Source organism: Stenotrophomonas maltophilia group sp. Smal12 (genome assembly GCF_037079935.1).
Lineage (GTDB): Bacteria > Pseudomonadota > Gammaproteobacteria > Xanthomonadales > Xanthomonadaceae > Stenotrophomonas > Stenotrophomonas sepilia.
Genome location: NZ_JBAWUK010000032.1, coordinates 29,220 through 47,282, shown reverse-complemented (window position 1 = coordinate 47,282; position 18,063 = coordinate 29,220). Strand labels below are relative to the sequence as shown.

The following is an 18,063-nucleotide window of genomic DNA, read 5'->3' as shown; positions in this document are numbered from 1 at the left end:
GTTCGGGCCTGGCAAGGATGCCTCAGGCCGTTGCTACCTTGGTGATGGCCACATCAATGCGTTTCAAGGCCTGCTCGCGGCCGGCCAGGTAAACGGTATGGGAAATGTCAGGGCTGACCTGGGTGCCGGTGATGGCCACGCGCAGCGGCTGGGCGACCTTGCCCATGCCGATTCCCAGCGCTGCGGCCGCGTCGTGCAGGGCGACGCCCACCGACTCGGCGGTCCATTCCGGCAGCGCGGCCAGCAGCTCGCGGGCCTTGCCCAGCGCCACCTCGGCACCGGCCTTGAAGTGCTTGGCCACCGCCGCTTCATCGTATTCGGTCAGCGGCTGGTACCAGACCACGGCCTTCTCGGCCATTTCCTTCAGGGTCTGCACGCGTTCACGCAGGGCGATCACCACATCCTCCGGAGCCGGGCCGGCGGCCACGTCCAGCCCCAGCTTCTGCAGCTGGTAGACCAGGTGCGGCACGATCGCGGCCACCTCCTCGGTCTTCAGGAAGTGCTGGTTGACCCAGCCCAGCTTGGCCATGTCCAGGCGCGAGGCCTTGGAATTGCAGTCCTTCACGTCAAACAGGTCGATCAGTTCCTGGCGGCTGAACAGCTCCTGGTCACCATGCGACCAGCCCAGGCGGGCCAGGTAGCTCAGCAGCGCATCGGGCAGGTAGCCGGCGTCCTTGTACTGCATCACGTCAGCCGCACCGGTGCGCTTGGACAGCTTGGCGCCCTGCTCGTCCAGGATCATCGGCATGTGGCCGAACTTGGGCACCGGCGCGCCGATGCCTTCATACAGGTTGATCTGGCGCGGGGTGTTGTTGATGTGGTCGTCGCCGCGGATGACCTCGGTGATGCCCATGTCCCAGTCGTCCACCACCACCGCGAAGTTGTAGGTGGGGTAGCCGTCCGGGCGGAAGATGACCATGTCATCCAGCTCGCTGTTGGCGATCTCGATGCGGCCCTTGATCAGGTCATCGAACACCACCGTGCCTTCCAGCGGGTTCTTGAAGCGGATGACGCGGTTCGGGTCGTCCCGGTAGGGCAGGCCCAGATCGCGCGCAGCGCCGTTGTAGCGCGGCTTTTCCTGCCTGGCCATGGCGGCCTCGCGCATGGCATCCAGCTCCTCGCGGGTCTCGTAGGCGTAGTACGCCTTGCCCTCGGCGATCAGTTGCTCGGCCACTTCCCGGTAACGGGCGACGCGGTCGGTCTGGTAGATCGGGCCTTCGTCGTAGTCCAGGCCCAGCCACTCCATCGCCTCCAGGATGGCGTCGATTGCGCCCTGGGTGCTGCGTTCGCGGTCGGTGTCCTCGATGCGCAGCACGAACTCGCCGCCGCGGTGACGGGCCTCCAGCCAGCAGTACAGCGCGGTGCGGGCACCACCGATGTGCAGGTAGCCAGTGGGACTGGGGGCGAAGCGGGTGCGGCAGGTCATGGACGGCTCGAGGAACGGGAATCCCCCGATTTTACCAGCCCACCGCCCCCGACGGAAAAAGGGGACGGAGGGGATTAAGTCGCGATTGCCCAGCCCTGGGGTGCTGTAACCGGGAAGCGGAGGGGGAGATACGACTTAATCCCCTCCGTCCCCTTTTACGGTTCTGCCTTTCGCGGGAACGACGGCTCGCGCATTGCGGCGTTGTAGGCGAACGAAGCGACGATGGCCGCGGCCTGCTTCAGGTCTTCCGGTTCGGCGTGGTCCCAGGTGTCCAGGTGGCTGTGGTGGACGTTGGTGAAGTAGTCCAGCCGGTCCTGGATGAACTGGAAGCCCGGCAGGCCGATGCGATCGAAGCTGATGTGGTCGGTACTGCCGGTGTTGCGGGTGGCCACGGTGGTGGCGCCCACGTCATGGAACGGCGCCAGCCAGGCTTCGAAGATCGGCATCGCCGCCAGGTTTTCCTGCGCGTAGATGCCACGGAAGCGGCCCGAGCCGTTGTCCATGTTGAAGTAGACCTGGAACTTGCTGTAATCGCGGGTCTTCTGCAGTGCACCGGTCGGCTCGCGCAGCGACGCCGGCAGCGCTTTCTGGGCCGCGTCAGTGGGTTCGGGGAAGCGACCGAAATGCTTGGCCACATAGGCCTGCGAGCCGATCAGGCCCTGCTCCTCGCCGCTCCACAGCGCCACGCGGATGGTGCGCCTGGGCTTGGCGCCGGTGGCCTTGAGGATGCGCATCGCCTCCATCATCACCGCCACGCCGGCGGCGTTGTCGGCCGCACCGGTGCCGCTGTGCCACGAATCCAGGTGCGCACCGATCATCACCACTTCATCGGGCTTGCTGCTGCCGCGGATCTCGGCCAGCGTGTTGTAGCCGGGCTGGTCGGCCTCGTCGGTGAAGCGCGCCGCTACATCCACGCGCAGGCGCACCGTCTGCTTGGCCTGAAGCGCGCGCACCAGCGGATTGAAGTGTTCGCTGATCATCGCCAGTTCGGGGATGCCCACCGGCTCACCGGCCTTGCGCGAACCGCCGCCGGCAACGCGGATGATGCCGTTGTCCCAGCTGCTGATGCTGATCGAGGCCAGCGCGCCCTCTTCGACGAAGAACGCATTGACCTTGGCCGCCAGCTGCTGGCGTTCCTGGTATTCCTTGACCCGCTTGGCGCGCTCGGCGGTGGCGTCCTTGTCCTTGGGCAGGGTGAACTCCTGCAGGCCCTCCAGCGAGGTGGCGTCGTGGCGGTGCGAATCGGGCTCGGTGCCCCGCTTGTATTCGCGTGCCTCGCCCAGCAGGAGGATCTTGCCGCGCAGCTTGCCGCGGTACTTCTCGATGTCTTCGGGCTTCTTGATGTCGACCTGCATCAGCTCGCCTTCGACCGGGCCCTTCGTACCGGGGGTCCAGGCCTTGGGCAGCGCATGCAGCGGCTGCACGCGGTCACCCAGCATTTCCACGCTCGCCGAGGTGAATTCCCAGCCACGGCCGAAATCATCGAAGGCTTCGTCGTGGACGTTGTCCAGCTTCCATTCGTTGAACTTGCCGCGGGTCCACGCATTGGCGCGGCCCATCGCCGGCGAATTGCTCAGGCGCGGGCCGATGCGCTCGGTGAGATAGCTGAAGGTGTCCATCACCTGCGAACGGTGGAACGCCTCCTGGCGGATGCGGCTGACCATGTCCAGGTCCACCGTCTCGCGCTGCTGCGCCCCTGCATTGCCACCCATCACCAGCGCTGCGGCCAGCACGCCCCACTTCAACACATCGCACTCCTGCCCTTCGGCTCGATCATCAACCCATCGAGTCTAGCCAGCCGGGGCGCGGCGATACCGTCCCATCGGTCATGGACGGCGCGGAAGCGTGCGAACCAAGGTTCGCACCCACAGGAGAGTGATTGGGTCGTACCCGCAAAGCCGAATCACCCGCTCCATCCCAACCACAACTGCGCCCGCTCCGGCAGCAACAGCAACCAGTGCCGCCGGTCGATGCTGCTGCAGCCGTACACCGCCGCGTGTGCCGGCCAGTCATCCGGAAGGCCGCCGATGCCGATCTCGGCCAATGCCTCCGCGCCGGCCTTCCATGGCCGGTAGCGCGGCACCCGGCCGGCCACCGCGCCGCGTCCCTGCCGCGCACCCTGCAGCCAACGCAATCCCTGCCCCTGCAATCCTTCGCAGGTCACCGCCGCCAGCTGGAAGCGGACCAGGCCGGGGGCGATCCGCGCCCCCGGCAGGGCCGCCAGCACGCCATGTGCCTGCAGCAGTGCATCCACTTCCAGCAGGGCCGGAATGCCCTGCCGTGCCCGTTGCCGCAATCCCTGGCGCCAGCCCATGGCGTGCTCCTTACTTCAGGTCCGCGCCGAGCGCGTACCAGTCGACCCGGCGGGTCACCCACATCGCCAGCGCCAGGATCACGAACAGCAGCAGCGACCCCATCAGCAGTGCGTTGTTCTCCGACACCAGCAGGCCATACAACGCGCCGTACAGCACGGTCAGCAGGGCCGCGAAGCCGAGGCCGCGCTTCCAATGGCCCAGCACGTTGGCCAGGTACACCGCCTGCAGGCCGATACAGGCTACCGCCGAAACCAGGTAGGCCTTCCAGAACGCGATGTGTTCGGACAGGCTGATCAGCAGCAGGAAGAAGATTGCCAGCGCCAGGCCGACCATCAGGTACTGCAGCGGGTGGATGCGCAGCGACTTGATCAGCTCGAACAGGATGAAGCCGACGAAGGTCAGCAGCACGAACAGCACGCCGTACTTGGACGCACGGTCGGCCTGGGTGTAGGTATCGACCGGATCGACCAGCGACACCGTAACCGCCTGCGAGTCGACCGAACCTTCATTGCGCAGCTGCCGCTGTGCGTCGGAGGCCAGCGAGGACACCGCCCAGCGCGCGTCGAATCCCTGTGCATCAACGCGCCGCTCGTTGGGCAGGAACGCACCGCTGAACGACGGATGCGGCCAGCTCGAACGCAGCGCGATGTGGGTGTCATCGCCTACCGGCACCACCGACAGCATGCGGCTGCCATCCAGGCGCAGCTCCAGTTCAACGGTGCTGGCCGCCAGCGTGCCGCCCTGATCCGCAGCGAAACCGGCCACCGGCGCATGCAGGCCACGGCCGACTTCACTGGCCACGCCGACGCCCGGCAGCAGGCGCAGCTGCTTGCCATCCACGCGCAGGTTCGGTGTACCGACCAGGCCGCGCACATCGGAAATTCCCACCGCCACATACGGCTTGCCATACGTGCGCCCTGCCTTCACCGGATAGTCGTCAGCGGCGAAGCTCGCCTTCATCTGGCCGTTCCAGCTGTACACGGGCACCTTGAACAGGCCGACTTCGCGCTGGCTCGGCAGCATCTCGCCGCTTACCGCCAGCGACGCCGGCATCTGCAGCCAGTGCCCCTCGGTGACCTGCACCTCGGTCTTCTTGACGCCCAGCGGGTCAACCAGTTCAACCTGCTTGCGTTCCACCCACGGCACCACCCGCACCGGGCCCACCAGCTGCTGCGTGCCGGCACGGCTGTCGGCCACCCGCGCAAAGGCCTCGTCGCGGTACTGGCTGCGTTCGGTGATCACCCCGCGGATCATCATCAGCGGCACCAGCAACAACAGGATCAGCCCGCCGACAATGGCGAACCGCAGCAGCATCTTCAGGGATTTCATGGTCCATCCTCGTTGGAGAGGGCTGCAGGATGGACCACTGCGGTGAGCAGGGTTTGTGGCGAATTTGAAGCGAGTGTGAAGTCAGCGGCGCGGGCGCTGGCCCGCAGCACCCAACGGCAGCCACAGGCTTGCCAACGTGCCACCGCCATCACGGGCGTCGAAGCTGGCGCGTCCGTCATGCAGGCGAGCCACTTCCTGCACGAACGGCAGGCCCAGGCCGGAACTGCGCCGACCGCTGCCGGGGCGGGCCAGCGAATAGAAGCGTTCGAACACCCGTTCGCGCGCGTAGTCGGGAATGCCGGCACCGCGATCCGCTACCTGCAGGCGCACGCCCGGCCCGTCCACCTCGGCCTGCAGCGCGATGTCCGCGCCGGGCGGTGAGAAGGCAATGGCGTTGTCGATCAGGTTGTGCAACGCCTGCCGCAGCAGATAGGCATCACCCTGCACGCGCATGTCGGGCACGCTGCCGATGCGCACCTGCACGCCGGCCGCCTGCGCGCGCACCTGCGCGGCCGCCGCTGCGTCGGCCAGCAAGGTTGGCAGCGCGATCGGATCGCGGGTCTGCAGCCAGCCGTGCTGTTCCACTTCGGCCAGCGCCAGCAGCTTGTCGATCGTCTCGGTCAGCCGCTCCTGCTGATCGACGATGCTGCGTGCGAAATGCACGCGGTCGGCCTCCGGCAGCGGCTCCTGCAGCAGCTCGGCGGCACCGCGGATCGCCGCCAACGGACTCTTCATTTCATGCGTCAGCGACTGGACGTACTGCTCGACGTAGGCCTTGCCCTCCAGCTTGCGGCGCATCGTTTCCAGGGCCTGGCCCAGGTCGCCGATCTCGTCGCGGCGCCGCCGCGGCGGTGGCACCGGTTCGCCGGCGCTGACCGCCCGTGCATAGCGGCTGAGCTGGCCAAGGCCCGTGGTGAGCCACATCGTCACCAGCACGCCGACCAGCGCCGACAATCCGATCAGCCAGGCGCCGCGCTCGATGATGGCGCGCTGGCTGGCCGCAATGAACGGATCGATGCTGCGGTTGGGCTGGGCCAGGCTGAGCACGCCGATCAGGGTGCGGCCATCGGCCGGGTCGTATACCGGCGCCGCCACATGCATCACCGTATCGCCTTCTTCGCCTGGCACTTCCGGGCTGGAGCGGGCACCGTACTCGCCACGCAGGGTGCGGTAGACATCGTTCCAGCGCGAATTGTCACGCCCCAGGTCGCGGCCCAGCGAGTCGTAGATGACGATGCCCTTGGCATCGGTGATGGTCACCCGGTAGTCCAGTGAGCGCTTGGGAAAGCGCCAGACCATCGCCTTCAGGTCACGCTGCCGCGCCTTGGCCAGGTTGCGGGTGAAGCTGCCGCTGCGGATGGTGCCGTCCTTGACATCGGCCGCCGCCATCTCGGCCAGCACGTTGGCGGCATCGACCAGGGTCGATTCCATCGCCTGGCGCACACCCGGCTTCACTTCGTTGACGAACACGCGCATCACGAAGAACGCGGCGATGCCGGTGATCAGGAAGAAGCCGAGGAACAGCTTCAGGACCAGGCGCATCGGCTAGACCTCCAGCGCGTAGCCGAGGCCACGGTGGGTGCGGATCGGGTCGTCGCTGGCACCGGCTGCGCGCAGCTTGGCGCGCAACGTCTTTACATGGGTGTCGACGGTGCGGTCGGCACGGTCGGCGCTGCTGTCCCAGCCGCGATCCATCAACTGGGCGCGACTGAGAATGGCGCCCGGCCGCTGCAGCAGCGCTTCCAGCAACGCGTACTCGTAGCGGGTCAGGTCCAGCGCGTGGCCGCGGAAGCGGATGCGCCGGCCTTCGCGGTCGATGGCGAAGGCACCATGTTCCTGCCAGCCCGCATCGGCGCCGGGGGCTGCCGCGACCGGTGCGGCGCGACGCAGGCGCGCACGCACCCGCGCCACCAGCTCACGCGGCGAGAACGGCTTGGTCATGTAATCGTCGGCGCCCAGTTCCAGGCCCAGCACGCGGTCCACTTCATCGTTGCGGGCGGTCAGGAAGATCACCGGCAGCTGGGCCGCCGGCCCGGGCTGCGCGCGCAGCCGCCGGCACACCTCGAAACCGCCCAGGTCGGGCAGGCCCACGTCCAGCACCACCACGTCGATATCCCCGGCCTGCAGGCGCTTCAGGGCCTCGCCACCGAGCAGGCAGTGGCTGGCGGCATAGCCCTCGCTGCGAAGCGCATAAAGCACGGTTTCGGCGATGGCGGCTTCGTCCTCGACGACCAGGACATGGGCAACAGGAGCTGTCATGGCGCGCAGCATAGCCGCTGCGGCCGCCGCCCCGTACACTGCCGCCCATGAACTATCGCCACGCCTTCCATGCCGGCAACCACGCCGATGTGCTCAAGCACATCGTGCAGCTGGCCCTGATCGACAGCTTCAAGCGCAAGGACAGCCCGTTCTTCGTGCTCGACACCCACGGCGGTGCCGGCCGCTACCTGCTGGCCAGCGAAGAGAGCCGCAAGACCCTGGAGGCCGAGTCCGGGATCATGCGGCTGATGGCCCAGCCCAGGCTGCCGGAGGTGGTCGAGCGCTACCTGAAGGCGGTGCAGGCCGACAATCCGGTGGGCGCGTTGACCAACTACCCGGGCTCGCCGCTGCTGAGCGCACAGGCCATGCGTGCGCAGGACCGCATGGCGGTCTGTGAGCTGCAGGAAGCCGAAACGGCCACGCTGAAGGCCCTGTTCGCCCATGACAGCCGCGTCGATGTGCGCCCCGGCGATGGCTATGCCCTGCTGCGTTCGCTGCTGCCGCCGAAGTTCAACGGCAGCAAGATCGGCCGTGGCCTGGTCCTGATCGACCCGCCGTACGAGGCCCAGGACGCCGAATACCAGAACATCCTGGCCGCCCTGGCCGAGACCCTGGCACGCTGGCCGCAGGCCACCTGTGCGGTCTGGTTCCCGATCAAGCAGCGCCGCACCATCCTGCACTTCCTGCGCAAGGCCACCGCCCTGCCGGTGAAATCGGCGATGACGATCGAGTTCCTGGTGCGCCCGGACGACTCGCCGCTGCGCCTCAACGGCAGCGGCATGCTGCTGCTCAACCCGCCGTGGCAGTTCGACCGCGTGGTCGGTCCGGCCCTGCCGGCGCTGCGCCAGCACCTGGGCGAACCCGGGGCCAGCACCCGCCTGGACTGGCTCAAAGCCCCCGAATAACGGCCTTCACGAGGCTGTACCACCGTGAGCCTTTCGTTCACGGAACGCAGCCCCGGTGATGCCACAATCGATGGACCACCAAGGAATCACCCGGTATGGCCACTCGCAACCGCATGCCGCCCTGGCATGAGATCTTCAAGGCTCCCAGCGGCCACGAGCTGCTGATCCGCCCCATCCGCCCGGAAGATGGCGCACCGCTGCAAGCGGCATTCAGCCTGTTCGGGCCGGAAGAAATCCGTGATCGTTTCCTGCAGGCGGTGACCGAGCTGTCGCCGGAAACCACCCAGCGCCTGACCCACCCCAACCCCAAGACCGAGATCACCCTGGTCGCCGCCGAGTCCCTGCCCGCTGGCGAAGCGGTGGTCGGCGCGGTCGCCCGGGCCTCGATCATCCCCGGCACCCGTGAAGCCGAGTACGCGATCCTGATCAGCCGCTTCCTGATCGGGCAAGGCCTGGGACGGCAGCTGATGCGCAAGCTGGTGAAGTGGGGCCGTGGCAAGTACCTGGACCGCCTGTACGGCGACGTTGCCGCCGAGAACGAACCGATGAAGCAGCTGGCCGCGTCGCTGGGCTTCAAGCCTGTGCCGCACCCGACCGGCGCCGAAGGCCTGGTCCGGATGGTGCTGGAGCTGGACAACTGACGGATGCGCCGGGCCGTGCCCGGCCACGTCTCCCGGTAGTGCCAGCCGCTGGCCGGCATTCCGCTCTGCCAACGGCAGATGAGGCTGCCGGCAGCCGGCCGGCACGACGCACAGGAGCCGGATCGGGCTTCTGCTAAAATCCGGGGTCCATGTCGCGTACCTCATACCCCGCCCCGCCGCTGCCGCGCGCCGGCCAGCTCCGCGCCTGGTGGCGCGCCCCCGCCTCGCCCACCGCACTGGCCTGGTACCTGGCCCAGGCAGCGCGCGTGCACGACGCTCCGCTGCTGGTGATCGCCCGTGACAACCACGGCGCCAACCAGCTCGAAGCCGACCTGCAGACCCTGCTCGGTGGCGACCCGGCCCTGCCGGTGGTCGCCTTCCCGGACTGGGAAACCCTGCCCTACGACCGCTTCAGCCCGCATCCGGACATCATCTCGCAGCGCCTGGCTGCCCTGCACCGCCTGCCCACGCTGAAGCGTGGCCTGGTGATCGTGCCGGTGCAGACCCTGCTGCAGCAGCTGGCCCCGCGCAGCTACGTGATTGGTGGCAGCTTCGACCTGAAGGTCGGCCAGCGCCTGGATCTGGAAGCCGAGAAGCGCCGCCTGGAAAGCGCCGGCTACCGCAACGTGCCGCAGGTGATGGATCCGGGTGACTTCGCCGTGCGCGGTGGCCTGCTCGACGTGTTCCCGATGGGCGCCGACGAGCCGCTGCGGGTGGAACTGCTGGACGAGGACATCGATTCGATCCGTGCCTTCGATCCGGAAAGCCAGCGTTCGCTGGACAAGGTCGAGGCCGTGCACATGCTGCCGGGCCGCGAAGTGCCCATGGACGAGGCCAGCATCGCCCGCGTGCTGGCCACGCTGCGCGAGCGCTTCGATGTCGATACCCGGCGCAGCGCGCTGTACCAGGATCTGAAATCCGGGCTGGCGCCGGCCGGCGTCGAGTACTACCTGCCGCTGTTCTTCGAGCGCACCGCAACCCTGTTCGACTACCTGCCCAGCGGCAGCCTGCCGGTGGTCTGTGCCGGTGCCGGCGAAGCCGCCGAGGCGTTCTGGGCGCAGACCAGCGAGCGTTATGAGCAGCGCCGCCACGATGTGGAACGGCCGCTGCTGCCACCGTCGGCGCTGTACCTGTCGCCGGAGCTGCTGCGCGAGCGCCTGAACGATGCCCCGCGCATCGAGGTATGGGCCGCCGACCACGCACGCATCGCCGACGCGCACGCGCTGGGCGACCAGCCGCTGCCCCCGCTGCCGGTGGCCGCACGCGAAGCCCCCGCCGGCGATGCGCTGAAATCCTTCCTCGGCCATTATCCGGGCCGGGTACTGATCGCCGCCGATTCGCCCGGCCGCCGCGAGGCACTGCTGGAAGTGCTGCAGGCCGCCGAGCTGAAGCCGCCGGTGGTGGCCGACCTGCCCGGTTTCCTCGCTAGCGATGCGCGCTTCGCGATCGCGGTAGCGCCGCTGGAAGATGGCTTCGCGCTGGACGATCCGCGCATCGCGGTGCTGACCGAGCGCCAGCTGTTCCCCGAGCGCGCCGGCAGGACCCGCCGCACGCGCCGTGCAGGCCGCGAGCCGGAGGCGATCATCCGCGACCTCGGCGAGCTGACCGAGGGTGCGCCGATCGTGCACGAGGACCATGGCGTCGGCCGCTACCGTGGCCTGATCGCGATGGACGTCGGCGGCATGCCGGGCGAGTTCCTCGAGATCGAATATGCCAAGGGCGACCGCCTGTATGTACCGGTCGCCCAGCTGCACCTGATCAGCCGCTACTCCGGTGCTTCGGCGGAAACCGCACCGCTGCATTCGCTCGGTGGCGAGCAGTGGAGCAAGGCCAAGCGCAAGGCCGCCGAGAAGGTGCGCGATGTGGCCGCCGAACTGCTGGAGATCCAGGCCCGCCGCCAGGCGCGTGCCGGCCTGGCACTGCAGGTGGACCGCGCGATGTACGAGCCGTTCGCCGCCGGTTTCCCGTTCGAGGAAACCCCCGACCAGCTGGCCGCGATCGATGCCACCCTGCGCGACCTGGCCAGCAGCCAGCCGATGGACCGCGTGGTCTGCGGCGACGTCGGCTTCGGCAAGACCGAGGTGGCGGTGCGCGCTGCATTTGCTGCGGCCAGTGCCGGCAAGCAGGTGGCGGTGCTGGTGCCGACCACGCTGCTGGCCGAGCAGCATTACCGCAACTTCCGCGACCGTTTCGCCGATTACCCGCTGAAGGTCGAAGTGCTGTCGCGCTTCAAGACCAGCAAGGAAATCAAGGCCGAACTGGAGAAGGTGGCCGCTGGCACCATCGACGTCATCGTCGGCACCCATCGCCTGCTGCAGCCGGATGTGAAGTTCAAGGACCTGGGCATGGTCATCGTCGACGAGGAGCAGCGATTCGGCGTGCGCCAGAAGGAGGCGCTGAAGGCGCTGCGCGCCAATGTGCACCTGCTGACCCTGACCGCCACGCCGATCCCGCGCACCTTGAACATGGCCATGGCCGGCCTGCGTGACCTGTCGATCATCGCCACGCCACCGCCGAACCGGCTGGCGGTGCAGACGTTCATCACCCAGTGGGACAACGCGCTGCTGCGCGAAGCCTTCCAGCGCGAACTGGCGCGCGGTGGCCAGCTGTACTTCCTGCACAACGACGTGGAGAGCATCGGCCGCATGCAGCGCGAGCTGTCCGAGCTGGTGCCGGAGGCACGCATCGGCATCGCCCACGGGCAGATGCCCGAGCGCGAACTGGAAAAGGTGATGCTGGATTTCCAGAAGCAGCGCTTCAACGTGCTGCTGTCGACCACGATCATCGAATCGGGCATCGACATCCCCAACGCCAACACCATCATCATCAACCGTGCCGACCGTTTCGGCCTGGCCCAGCTGCACCAGCTGCGTGGCCGCGTGGGCCGTTCGCACCACCGTGCCTACGCCTACCTGATCACCCCCGACCGTCGCGCGATCACCCCCGACGCCGAGAAGCGCCTGGAAGCGATCGCCTCGATGGACGAGCTGGGCGCCGGCTTCACCCTGGCCACCCACGATCTGGAAATCCGCGGCGCCGGTGAACTGCTTGGCGAGGACCAGAGCGGGCAGATGGCCGAGGTCGGCTTCAGCCTGTATACGGAGCTGCTGGAACGCGCGGTACGCAGCATCAAGCAGGGCAAGCTGCCCGACCTGGATGCCGGTGAGGAAGTGCGCGGCGCCGAGGTCGAGCTGCATGTGCCGGCACTGATCCCGGAAGACTACCTGCCGGACGTGCACACCCGCCTGACCCTGTACAAGCGCATTTCAAGCGCGCGCGACAGCGATGCACTGCGCGAACTGCAGGTGGAGATGATTGACCGCTTCGGCCTGCTGCCGGATGCGGCAAAGCACCTGTTCGCCATCGCCGAGCTGAAGCTGAAAGCCAATACGCTGGGCATCCGCAAGCTCGACCTGGGCGAGAACGGCGGCCGCATCGTGTTCGAGTCCAAGCCGAACATCGATCCGATGGCGGTGATCCAGCTGATCCAGAAACAACCGAACCTCTATGCCATGGAAGGGCCCGACAAGCTGCGCATCAAGCACCCGCTGCCGTTGCCGGAAGACCGCTTCAATGCGGCCCGCGCCCTTCTGACCACACTTGCCCCGGGTTGATCGCCCCCCGAACACCCCGCACCGGTCCCCACCCGGTGCGGGCGGATGACCATGTTCCCTGACGCCGTACCCGCCCCCGACCTGATGCACGCGCAGGCCTGCCTGATCGATGCCCTCTCGATGTCGCTGCAGATGCGCGACGCCTACACCCGCCACCACTGCGACCGCGTTGGCCTGCTCGCGCAGCGCCTGGCCACGCACTGCGATCTTGATGACGAGGCCCGTGCGCAGATCGGCCTGGCCGCGCGCTTCCATGACATCGGCAAGATCGGCATACCCGATGACGTGCTGCTGGCACCCCGCCGGCATACCGACGAGGAGCGCGCGATCATGCGCGAGCATCCGGTACGCGGCGAACACATCTTCCTGGCCACCGGCCGCAGCGACGCCTTGCCGGTGGCGCGGCTGATCCGCGCCCATCACGAGGCCTTCGATGGCAGCGGCTACCCCGATGGGCTGCGCGGCGAATCCATCCCGCTGGGCGCGCGCATCGTCACCATCGCCGATGCCTACGATGCGATGACCAGCGTGCGCCCGTATCGCGACGCGATGGAGCATGAGGCCGCATTGCGGATCATCGACGAGCAGGCCGGCGGGCTGGTGGATCCGTACGTGCTGCAACGCTTCCATCGCATGCTGGAGCGGGAACCGGCGCTGGCCTGAGATCGGCCGGGCAAACGAAAGGCCCGGCGTTCGCCGGGCCTTTCGCTCCACGCGTCACGGGTGATCGATTACCAGATCACCACACGCTTGTCGTCGGCGCGCACCATCGCATCACCCGCCTTGCACTGGAACGCCGCAGCGAAGGACGGCATGTTCGACGGCGCACAGTTGGCACGGAAGTTGGCCGGCGCGTGCGGATCGGTGTTCAGGCGCACGCGCAGCTCACCATCGGTGAAGTTGCGGCGCCACACGGTGGCCCAGTTCATGAAGAAACGCTGATCCTGGCTATAGCCGTCAACTTCGACATTGGCCTTCGGGTCTTCCTTCAGCGCCATCTGCAGCGCGTCGTAGGCCACGGTCAGGCCGCCCAGGTCGCCGATGTTCTCGCCCAGGGTCAGCTTGCCCTTCACGAATACGCCCGGCACCGATTCATAGCCGTCGAACTGGGCGACCAGCTGGTCGGTACGTTCGGTGAAGGCCTTGCGGTCGGCGTCCGTCCACCAGTTGTCGAAGTTGCCGTTGGCGGCGAACTGGCTGCCCGAGTCGTCGTAGCCGTGCATCATTTCGTGGCCGATGACCGCACCGATGCCGCCGTAGTTCAGCGCCGGATCGGCCTTGGCGTCGAAGAACGGCGCCTGCAGGATCGCCGCTGGGAATACGATCTCGTTCTTGGTGGCGTTGTAGTACGCATTGACGGTCTGCGGGGTCATGCCCCACTCGGTCTTGTCCACCGGCTTGCCGATCTTGTCCAGCATGTAGCGGTAGTTGAACGCGCGTGCTGCCTGCATGTTGCCCAGGTAGCTGTCGCCGTTGGTCTGCAGGCCCGACCAGTCACGCCACTTGTCCGGGTAGCCGATCTTCGGGGTGAAGCTGGCCCATTTTTCCAGTGCCTTCTTCTTCGTTTCCTCGCCCATCCACGGCAGCTGCTCCAGGCGCGCCTTCAGCGCCTGCGACAGGTTCTCCACCAGGTGCTGCATGGCCACCTTCGACTCGGCCGGGAACACGGCGTCGACGTACAGCTGGCCCAGGGCTTCACCCATGCCACCATTGACCGACTCCAGCACGCGCTTCCAGCGCGGCTGCATTTCCTTCTGGCCACGCAGGGTGGTGCCGTAGAAATCGAAGTTGGCCTTCTCGAACTGGCTGCTCAGGTACGGCGCGGCATCATCGATGGTGTGGAAGCGCAGGTAGGCCTGCCAGGTGCTGGCGGGCACATCGGCCAGCATCTTGTCCATTTCACCGAAGAAGCCCGGCTGCGCCAGCGAGAACTTCTGCGCGGCCGGTACCTTCAGGGTGTCGAACAGCGCGGTCCAGCTGAAGTTCGGGGTCAGCCTATCGGCGTCGGCGGCGCTGAGCGGGTTGTAGCGCTTGGCCGGGTCACGCATTTCGATGCGCGACATCGAGGCCTTGGCCAGGCGGGTTTCGAAGGCCATCACGGCCTTGGCCTGCTCGGCGGCCTGCGCCGCGTCCACACCGGACAGGGTCAGCACCTGTGCGATGTAGGCCACGTAGGCGTCGCGGATCTTGGCCTGCGCATCGTCGAAGTAATAGCCCTTCTCCGGCAGGCCCAGGCCGCCCTGGCCGACATAGGCGATGACGTTGGCCGAATCCTTGTAGTCGGCATTGGCGAACAGCGAGAACAACACGCCCTTGCCTTCGGCCTGGCTGTCGCGCAGGTACTGGGTGATGGCGGCGGTGTCGTTCAGCGCGGTGATCTTGTCCAGCTGCGGCTGCAGCGGCGCCAGGCCGGCGGCTTCGATCTTGGCCTCGTCGTTGCCGGTCTTCCAGATGTCACCGATCTTGGCTTCCACCGAGCCGGCCTTGGCCTGGCTGGCGGCGGCCTGCTGCACCAGCGCGTGCTGCACTTCCAGCGAGCGCTCGCGCAGGATCTCGAAGCTGCCCCAGGTGGTCTGGTCGTCCGGCACCGGGTTGGCCTTCAGCCACTTGCTGTTGACGAAGCCATTGAGGTCGGTACAGGCCGAAATGGCCGGATCGAGGTCGGCGCTGTTGAGCGAGATCAGCGGCGTCTTGATCTGCGACAGGTCGAAGGCCGGCTTGGCGTCGGCACTGGCCGCCGGCGCGGTTTCGTTCTTGCCACAGGCGGCCAGCGAGGCAGCGATGGCGATGGTCAGGCCCAGCGGGACCAGGTTGCGGACGTTCATGAGGCTCTCCCGCGGGTAATTTCACAGGGTAGCCGGGGGCGTGAGGTTGGGGACCGGCCAAAGGTCACAGAGCGTCCTTCTGTAGAGTCGAGCCATGCTCGACTGCTCTCCGTTCCGGGTTCATGCTTCCTGCGGCAAAGGCCCAAAGCAGCCGAGCGTGGGCTCGGCTCTACAAAAAGAAGGGCCGGCTTGCGCCGGCCTTCTGTTTCTTATTTCGCCTTGCCCTGGTTGGCTACGGCTTCGGCGGCCTTGCGCGCCGCTTCCGGGTCGCCCAGGTAGCGGAACGACTGCACGGTCAGGTCATCGTTCAGTTCGAACAGCAGCGGGATGCCGGTCGGGATGTTCAGCTCGAGGATTTCCTCGCGCGAGACGTTGTTGAGGTACTTGTACAACGCACGCAGCGAGTTGCCGTGGGCGGTGACCAGCACGGTCTTGCCGTCCTTCAGCTGCGGCGCGATGGCGTCGTGCCAGTACGGCAGCACGCGGTCCAGGGTGGTGGCCAGCGATTCGGTGCCCGGCAGCGCGTTGCGGTCCAGGCCGGCGTAACGGCGGTCATGGATCGGGTGGCCCGGATCTTCCAGGTCCATCGGCGGCGGCGGGATGTCGTACGAACGACGCCACACCTTGACCTGCTCTTCGCCGTGCTTGGCAGCGGTCTCGGCCTTGTCCAGGCCCTGCAGGCCGCCGTAGTGGCGCTCGTTGAGGCGCCAGGACTTGTTCACCGGCAGCCAGTCCTGCTCCAGCTCGGCCAGCGCACCCTGCAGGGTGTGGATGGCGCGCTTCAGCACGGAGGTATGGGCGACGTCGAACTGCAGGCCTTCCTCGCGCATCAGGCGACCGGCGGCAGCCGCTTCCCGGCGCCCCTGCTCGGTCAGGTCGACATCGACCCAGCCGGTGAAGCGGTTGTCCAGGTTCCACTGGCTCTGGCCATGGCGCAACAGTACGAGTCTACGGGTCACTGCAGGGTCTCCAACGCGAGGAAAGGCAGGCCGCCATTGTAGCCCCGGTGGCCGCTCACCGTGCCGTGGCGCCGCGCATGCGATGCTGCAGCCAATGAATACGGTGATCGACCCCGGGCGCTGGGAAGGCAGCGTCACCGCTGCCCGCGCGCAACAGCTGCAACTGGCCGCCCGCGTGGAACGCCAGGACCGCCTGCCCCGTGACGTGCGCTGGCTGGCCGGGCTGGACGTCGGCTTCGAGGACAACGGTGCCATTACCCGCGCCGCGGCGGTGCTGCTGGATGCAAGGACGCTGCAGCCCGTGGCGCAGGAGATCGCGCGCATCCCCACGGTGATGCCCTATATCCCCGGCCTGCTCAGCTTCCGCGAGCTGCCGGCGCTGCTGGCCGCGCTGGCGCTGCTGCCGCGGGCACCGGACGTGGTGTTCGTCGATGGCCACGGCATCAGCCATCCGCGCCGGCTGGGCGTGGCCGCGCATCTGGGCGTGGTCACCGACCTGCCGAGCATCGGCGTGGCGAAATCGAAACTGGCGGGAAGGTTCGTCGAACCGGGCGCCGAGGTCGGCGCGCATACACCACTGCTGGATGGCGAAGAGCAGCTGGGCTGGGTGCTGCGCAGCAAGGTTCGCTGCAAGCCGCTGTTCGTGGCCGGTGGCCATCGGGTCAGTGCCGATACCGCGCTGGGCTGGGTGCAGCACACCCTGCGTGGCTATCGGCTGCCGGAGCCAACCCGGCTGGCGGATCGGCTGGCCTCGCGGCGGGACGAATAGCTGCGCCGGGCGTCTCCCGGCGCGCGCGTCATCTTCGATCAACGATGCACATGGCCACGATGGCCCTGCGCGTCCTCGCCGTGGTCGTGGCCCTCATGGCCCTCGTGTCCGCCGCCCTTGGCCGGCGCCGGCCCGCCACAGGCTTCGCCGCAGTGGTCCGCTTCGATCTGCAGTGTCACGTGCTCGATACCGAAGTCATCATGCAGGCGTCCGCCCAGCTCACGGCGCAGCGCATCGGCATCGGTGCCCTCGCGCATCACGATGTGCGCGGTCAGCGCCGGGGTGCTGGAAGCCAGCGCCCACACGTGCAGGTCATGCACGTCCAGGACTGCGGCGTGGCCGGACAGGCTGTCGCGCACCCTGTCCACGTCCATGCCCTTGGGCACGCCTTCCAGCAGTACGTTGATCGCCTCACGCATCAGCACGTAGGTACGCGGCAGCACCCACAGGCCGATCAGCACGGCCAGGATCGGGTCGATCGGTTTCCATCCGGTCCACTTGATCAACAATGCGCCCGCAATCACTGCCACCGAGCCGAGCATGTCGGCCCACACTTCCAGGTAGGCGCCCTTCACGTTGAGGCTCTCGCCACTGCCCGCCTGCAGCAGGCGCATCGAGATCAGGTTGATGACCAGGCCCGCAGCCGCGATCACCAGCATGCCGGAGGAGGCGATCTCCTGCGGCTGGCGGAAGCGGCCGACCGCCTCCCACAGGATGTAGGCGGCGACCACGAACAGCATGGCACCGTTGATCATCGCGCCCAACGCTTCCAGCCGTGCATAGCCGTAGGTGCGGCGCGCATCCGGCGGGCGCCGGCTCAACCGTACCGCGACCAGCGCGATCATCAGCGCCAGCGCATCGGTGGCCATGTGTGCGGCGTCGGACAACAGCGCCAGGCTGTTGGTCCAGAACGCGCCCACCACTTCGACGACGAGGAAGGTGGTGGTCAGGCCGAGTGCCCACCACAAGGGCTTCTCGTGGCGGATCTGGGATGGCAGGTGATCGTGGTCGTGGCCCATGG

General features: G+C 67.5%; 14 protein-coding genes. 5 read left to right on the top strand and 9 right to left on the bottom strand.

Annotated elements, in window-relative coordinates; genetic code table 11:
• Positions 1-22 precede the first annotated feature (22 nt).
• The 6 genes from gltX to creB form a co-directional block, all read right to left on the bottom strand.
• Complete coding sequence (gltX, locus tag WDC87_RS14480) at positions 23-1,426, bottom strand: glutamate--tRNA ligase (protein ID WP_072166846.1); 1,404 nt, start codon at positions 1,424-1,426, stop codon at positions 23-25.
• A gap of 155 nt (positions 1,427-1,581) precedes the next feature.
• On the bottom strand, positions 1,582-3,174 hold the full coding sequence (locus WDC87_RS14475) for a M20/M25/M40 family metallo-hydrolase (protein WP_151355047.1): 1,593 nt from the start codon (positions 3,172-3,174) through the stop codon (positions 1,582-1,584).
• Between the two features lie 155 nt (positions 3,175-3,329).
• Positions 3,330-3,740, bottom strand: coding sequence for a hypothetical protein (locus WDC87_RS14470; protein ID WP_012479575.1), 411 nt, complete (start codon positions 3,738-3,740; stop codon positions 3,330-3,332).
• Positions 3,741-3,750: 10 nt separating this feature from the next.
• Entirely contained in the window at positions 3,751-5,070 is a 1,320-nt protein-coding gene (gene creD / locus WDC87_RS14465; RefSeq protein WP_252745364.1) for a cell envelope integrity protein CreD, read from the bottom strand.
• Between the two features lie 81 nt (positions 5,071-5,151).
• Positions 5,152-6,612 (bottom strand): two-component system sensor histidine kinase CreC, encoded by a 1,461-nt coding sequence (creC, locus tag WDC87_RS14460; protein ID WP_252745365.1) that lies wholly within the window; start codon positions 6,610-6,612, stop codon positions 5,152-5,154.
• Between the two features lie 3 nt (positions 6,613-6,615).
• Complete coding sequence (creB, locus tag WDC87_RS14455) at positions 6,616-7,341, bottom strand: two-component system response regulator CreB (protein ID WP_252745366.1); 726 nt, start codon at positions 7,339-7,341, stop codon at positions 6,616-6,618.
• 35 nt (positions 7,342-7,376) lie between these two features.
• Between creB and rlmJ the strand changes: the two genes are divergently transcribed.
• From rlmJ to WDC87_RS14435, 4 genes are all read left to right on the top strand, one after another.
• Entirely contained in the window at positions 7,377-8,234 is an 858-nt protein-coding gene (gene rlmJ / locus WDC87_RS14450) for a 23S rRNA (adenine(2030)-N(6))-methyltransferase RlmJ (RefSeq protein WP_252745367.1), read from the top strand.
• Between the two features lie 95 nt (positions 8,235-8,329).
• Complete coding sequence (locus WDC87_RS14445) at positions 8,330-8,875, top strand: GNAT family N-acetyltransferase (protein WP_004150340.1); 546 nt, start codon at positions 8,330-8,332, stop codon at positions 8,873-8,875.
• 149 nt (positions 8,876-9,024) lie between these two features.
• Positions 9,025-12,489, top strand: a complete 3,465-nt coding sequence (gene mfd, locus WDC87_RS14440) for a transcription-repair coupling factor (protein ID WP_336331308.1) — start codon at positions 9,025-9,027, stop codon at positions 12,487-12,489.
• A gap of 45 nt (positions 12,490-12,534) precedes the next feature.
• The gene (locus tag WDC87_RS14435) at positions 12,535-13,152 is read left to right on the top strand and encodes an HD domain-containing phosphohydrolase (protein ID WP_088496912.1); all 618 of its coding nucleotides are present in this window, start codon (positions 12,535-12,537) and stop codon (positions 13,150-13,152) included.
• A gap of 68 nt (positions 13,153-13,220) precedes the next feature.
• On the opposite strand, the gene WDC87_RS14430 is transcribed toward WDC87_RS14435, so the two are convergent.
• Together WDC87_RS14430 and gpmA are read right to left on the bottom strand one after the other, a co-directional pair.
• Entirely contained in the window at positions 13,221-15,314 is a 2,094-nt protein-coding gene (locus WDC87_RS14430; RefSeq protein ID WP_301655306.1) for a M13 family metallopeptidase, read from the bottom strand.
• Positions 15,315-15,523: 209 nt separating this feature from the next.
• Complete coding sequence (gpmA, locus tag WDC87_RS14425; protein ID WP_005415787.1) at positions 15,524-16,273, bottom strand: 2,3-diphosphoglycerate-dependent phosphoglycerate mutase; 750 nt, start codon at positions 16,271-16,273, stop codon at positions 15,524-15,526.
• Positions 16,274-16,367: 94 nt separating this feature from the next.
• Between gpmA and nfi the strand changes: the two genes are divergently transcribed.
• Positions 16,368-17,042 carry a deoxyribonuclease V gene (nfi, locus tag WDC87_RS14420; RefSeq protein ID WP_252745404.1) on the top strand — a complete coding sequence of 225 codons (675 nt, stop codon included), beginning with the start codon at positions 16,368-16,370 and terminating at the stop codon, positions 17,040-17,042.
• A 38-nt stretch (positions 17,043-17,080) separates the two neighbouring features.
• On the opposite strand, the gene WDC87_RS14415 is transcribed toward nfi, so the two are convergent.
• On the bottom strand, positions 17,081-18,061 hold the full coding sequence (locus WDC87_RS14415) for a cation diffusion facilitator family transporter (RefSeq protein WP_065179784.1): 981 nt from the start codon (positions 18,059-18,061) through the stop codon (positions 17,081-17,083).
• Positions 18,062-18,063 lie beyond the last annotated feature (2 nt).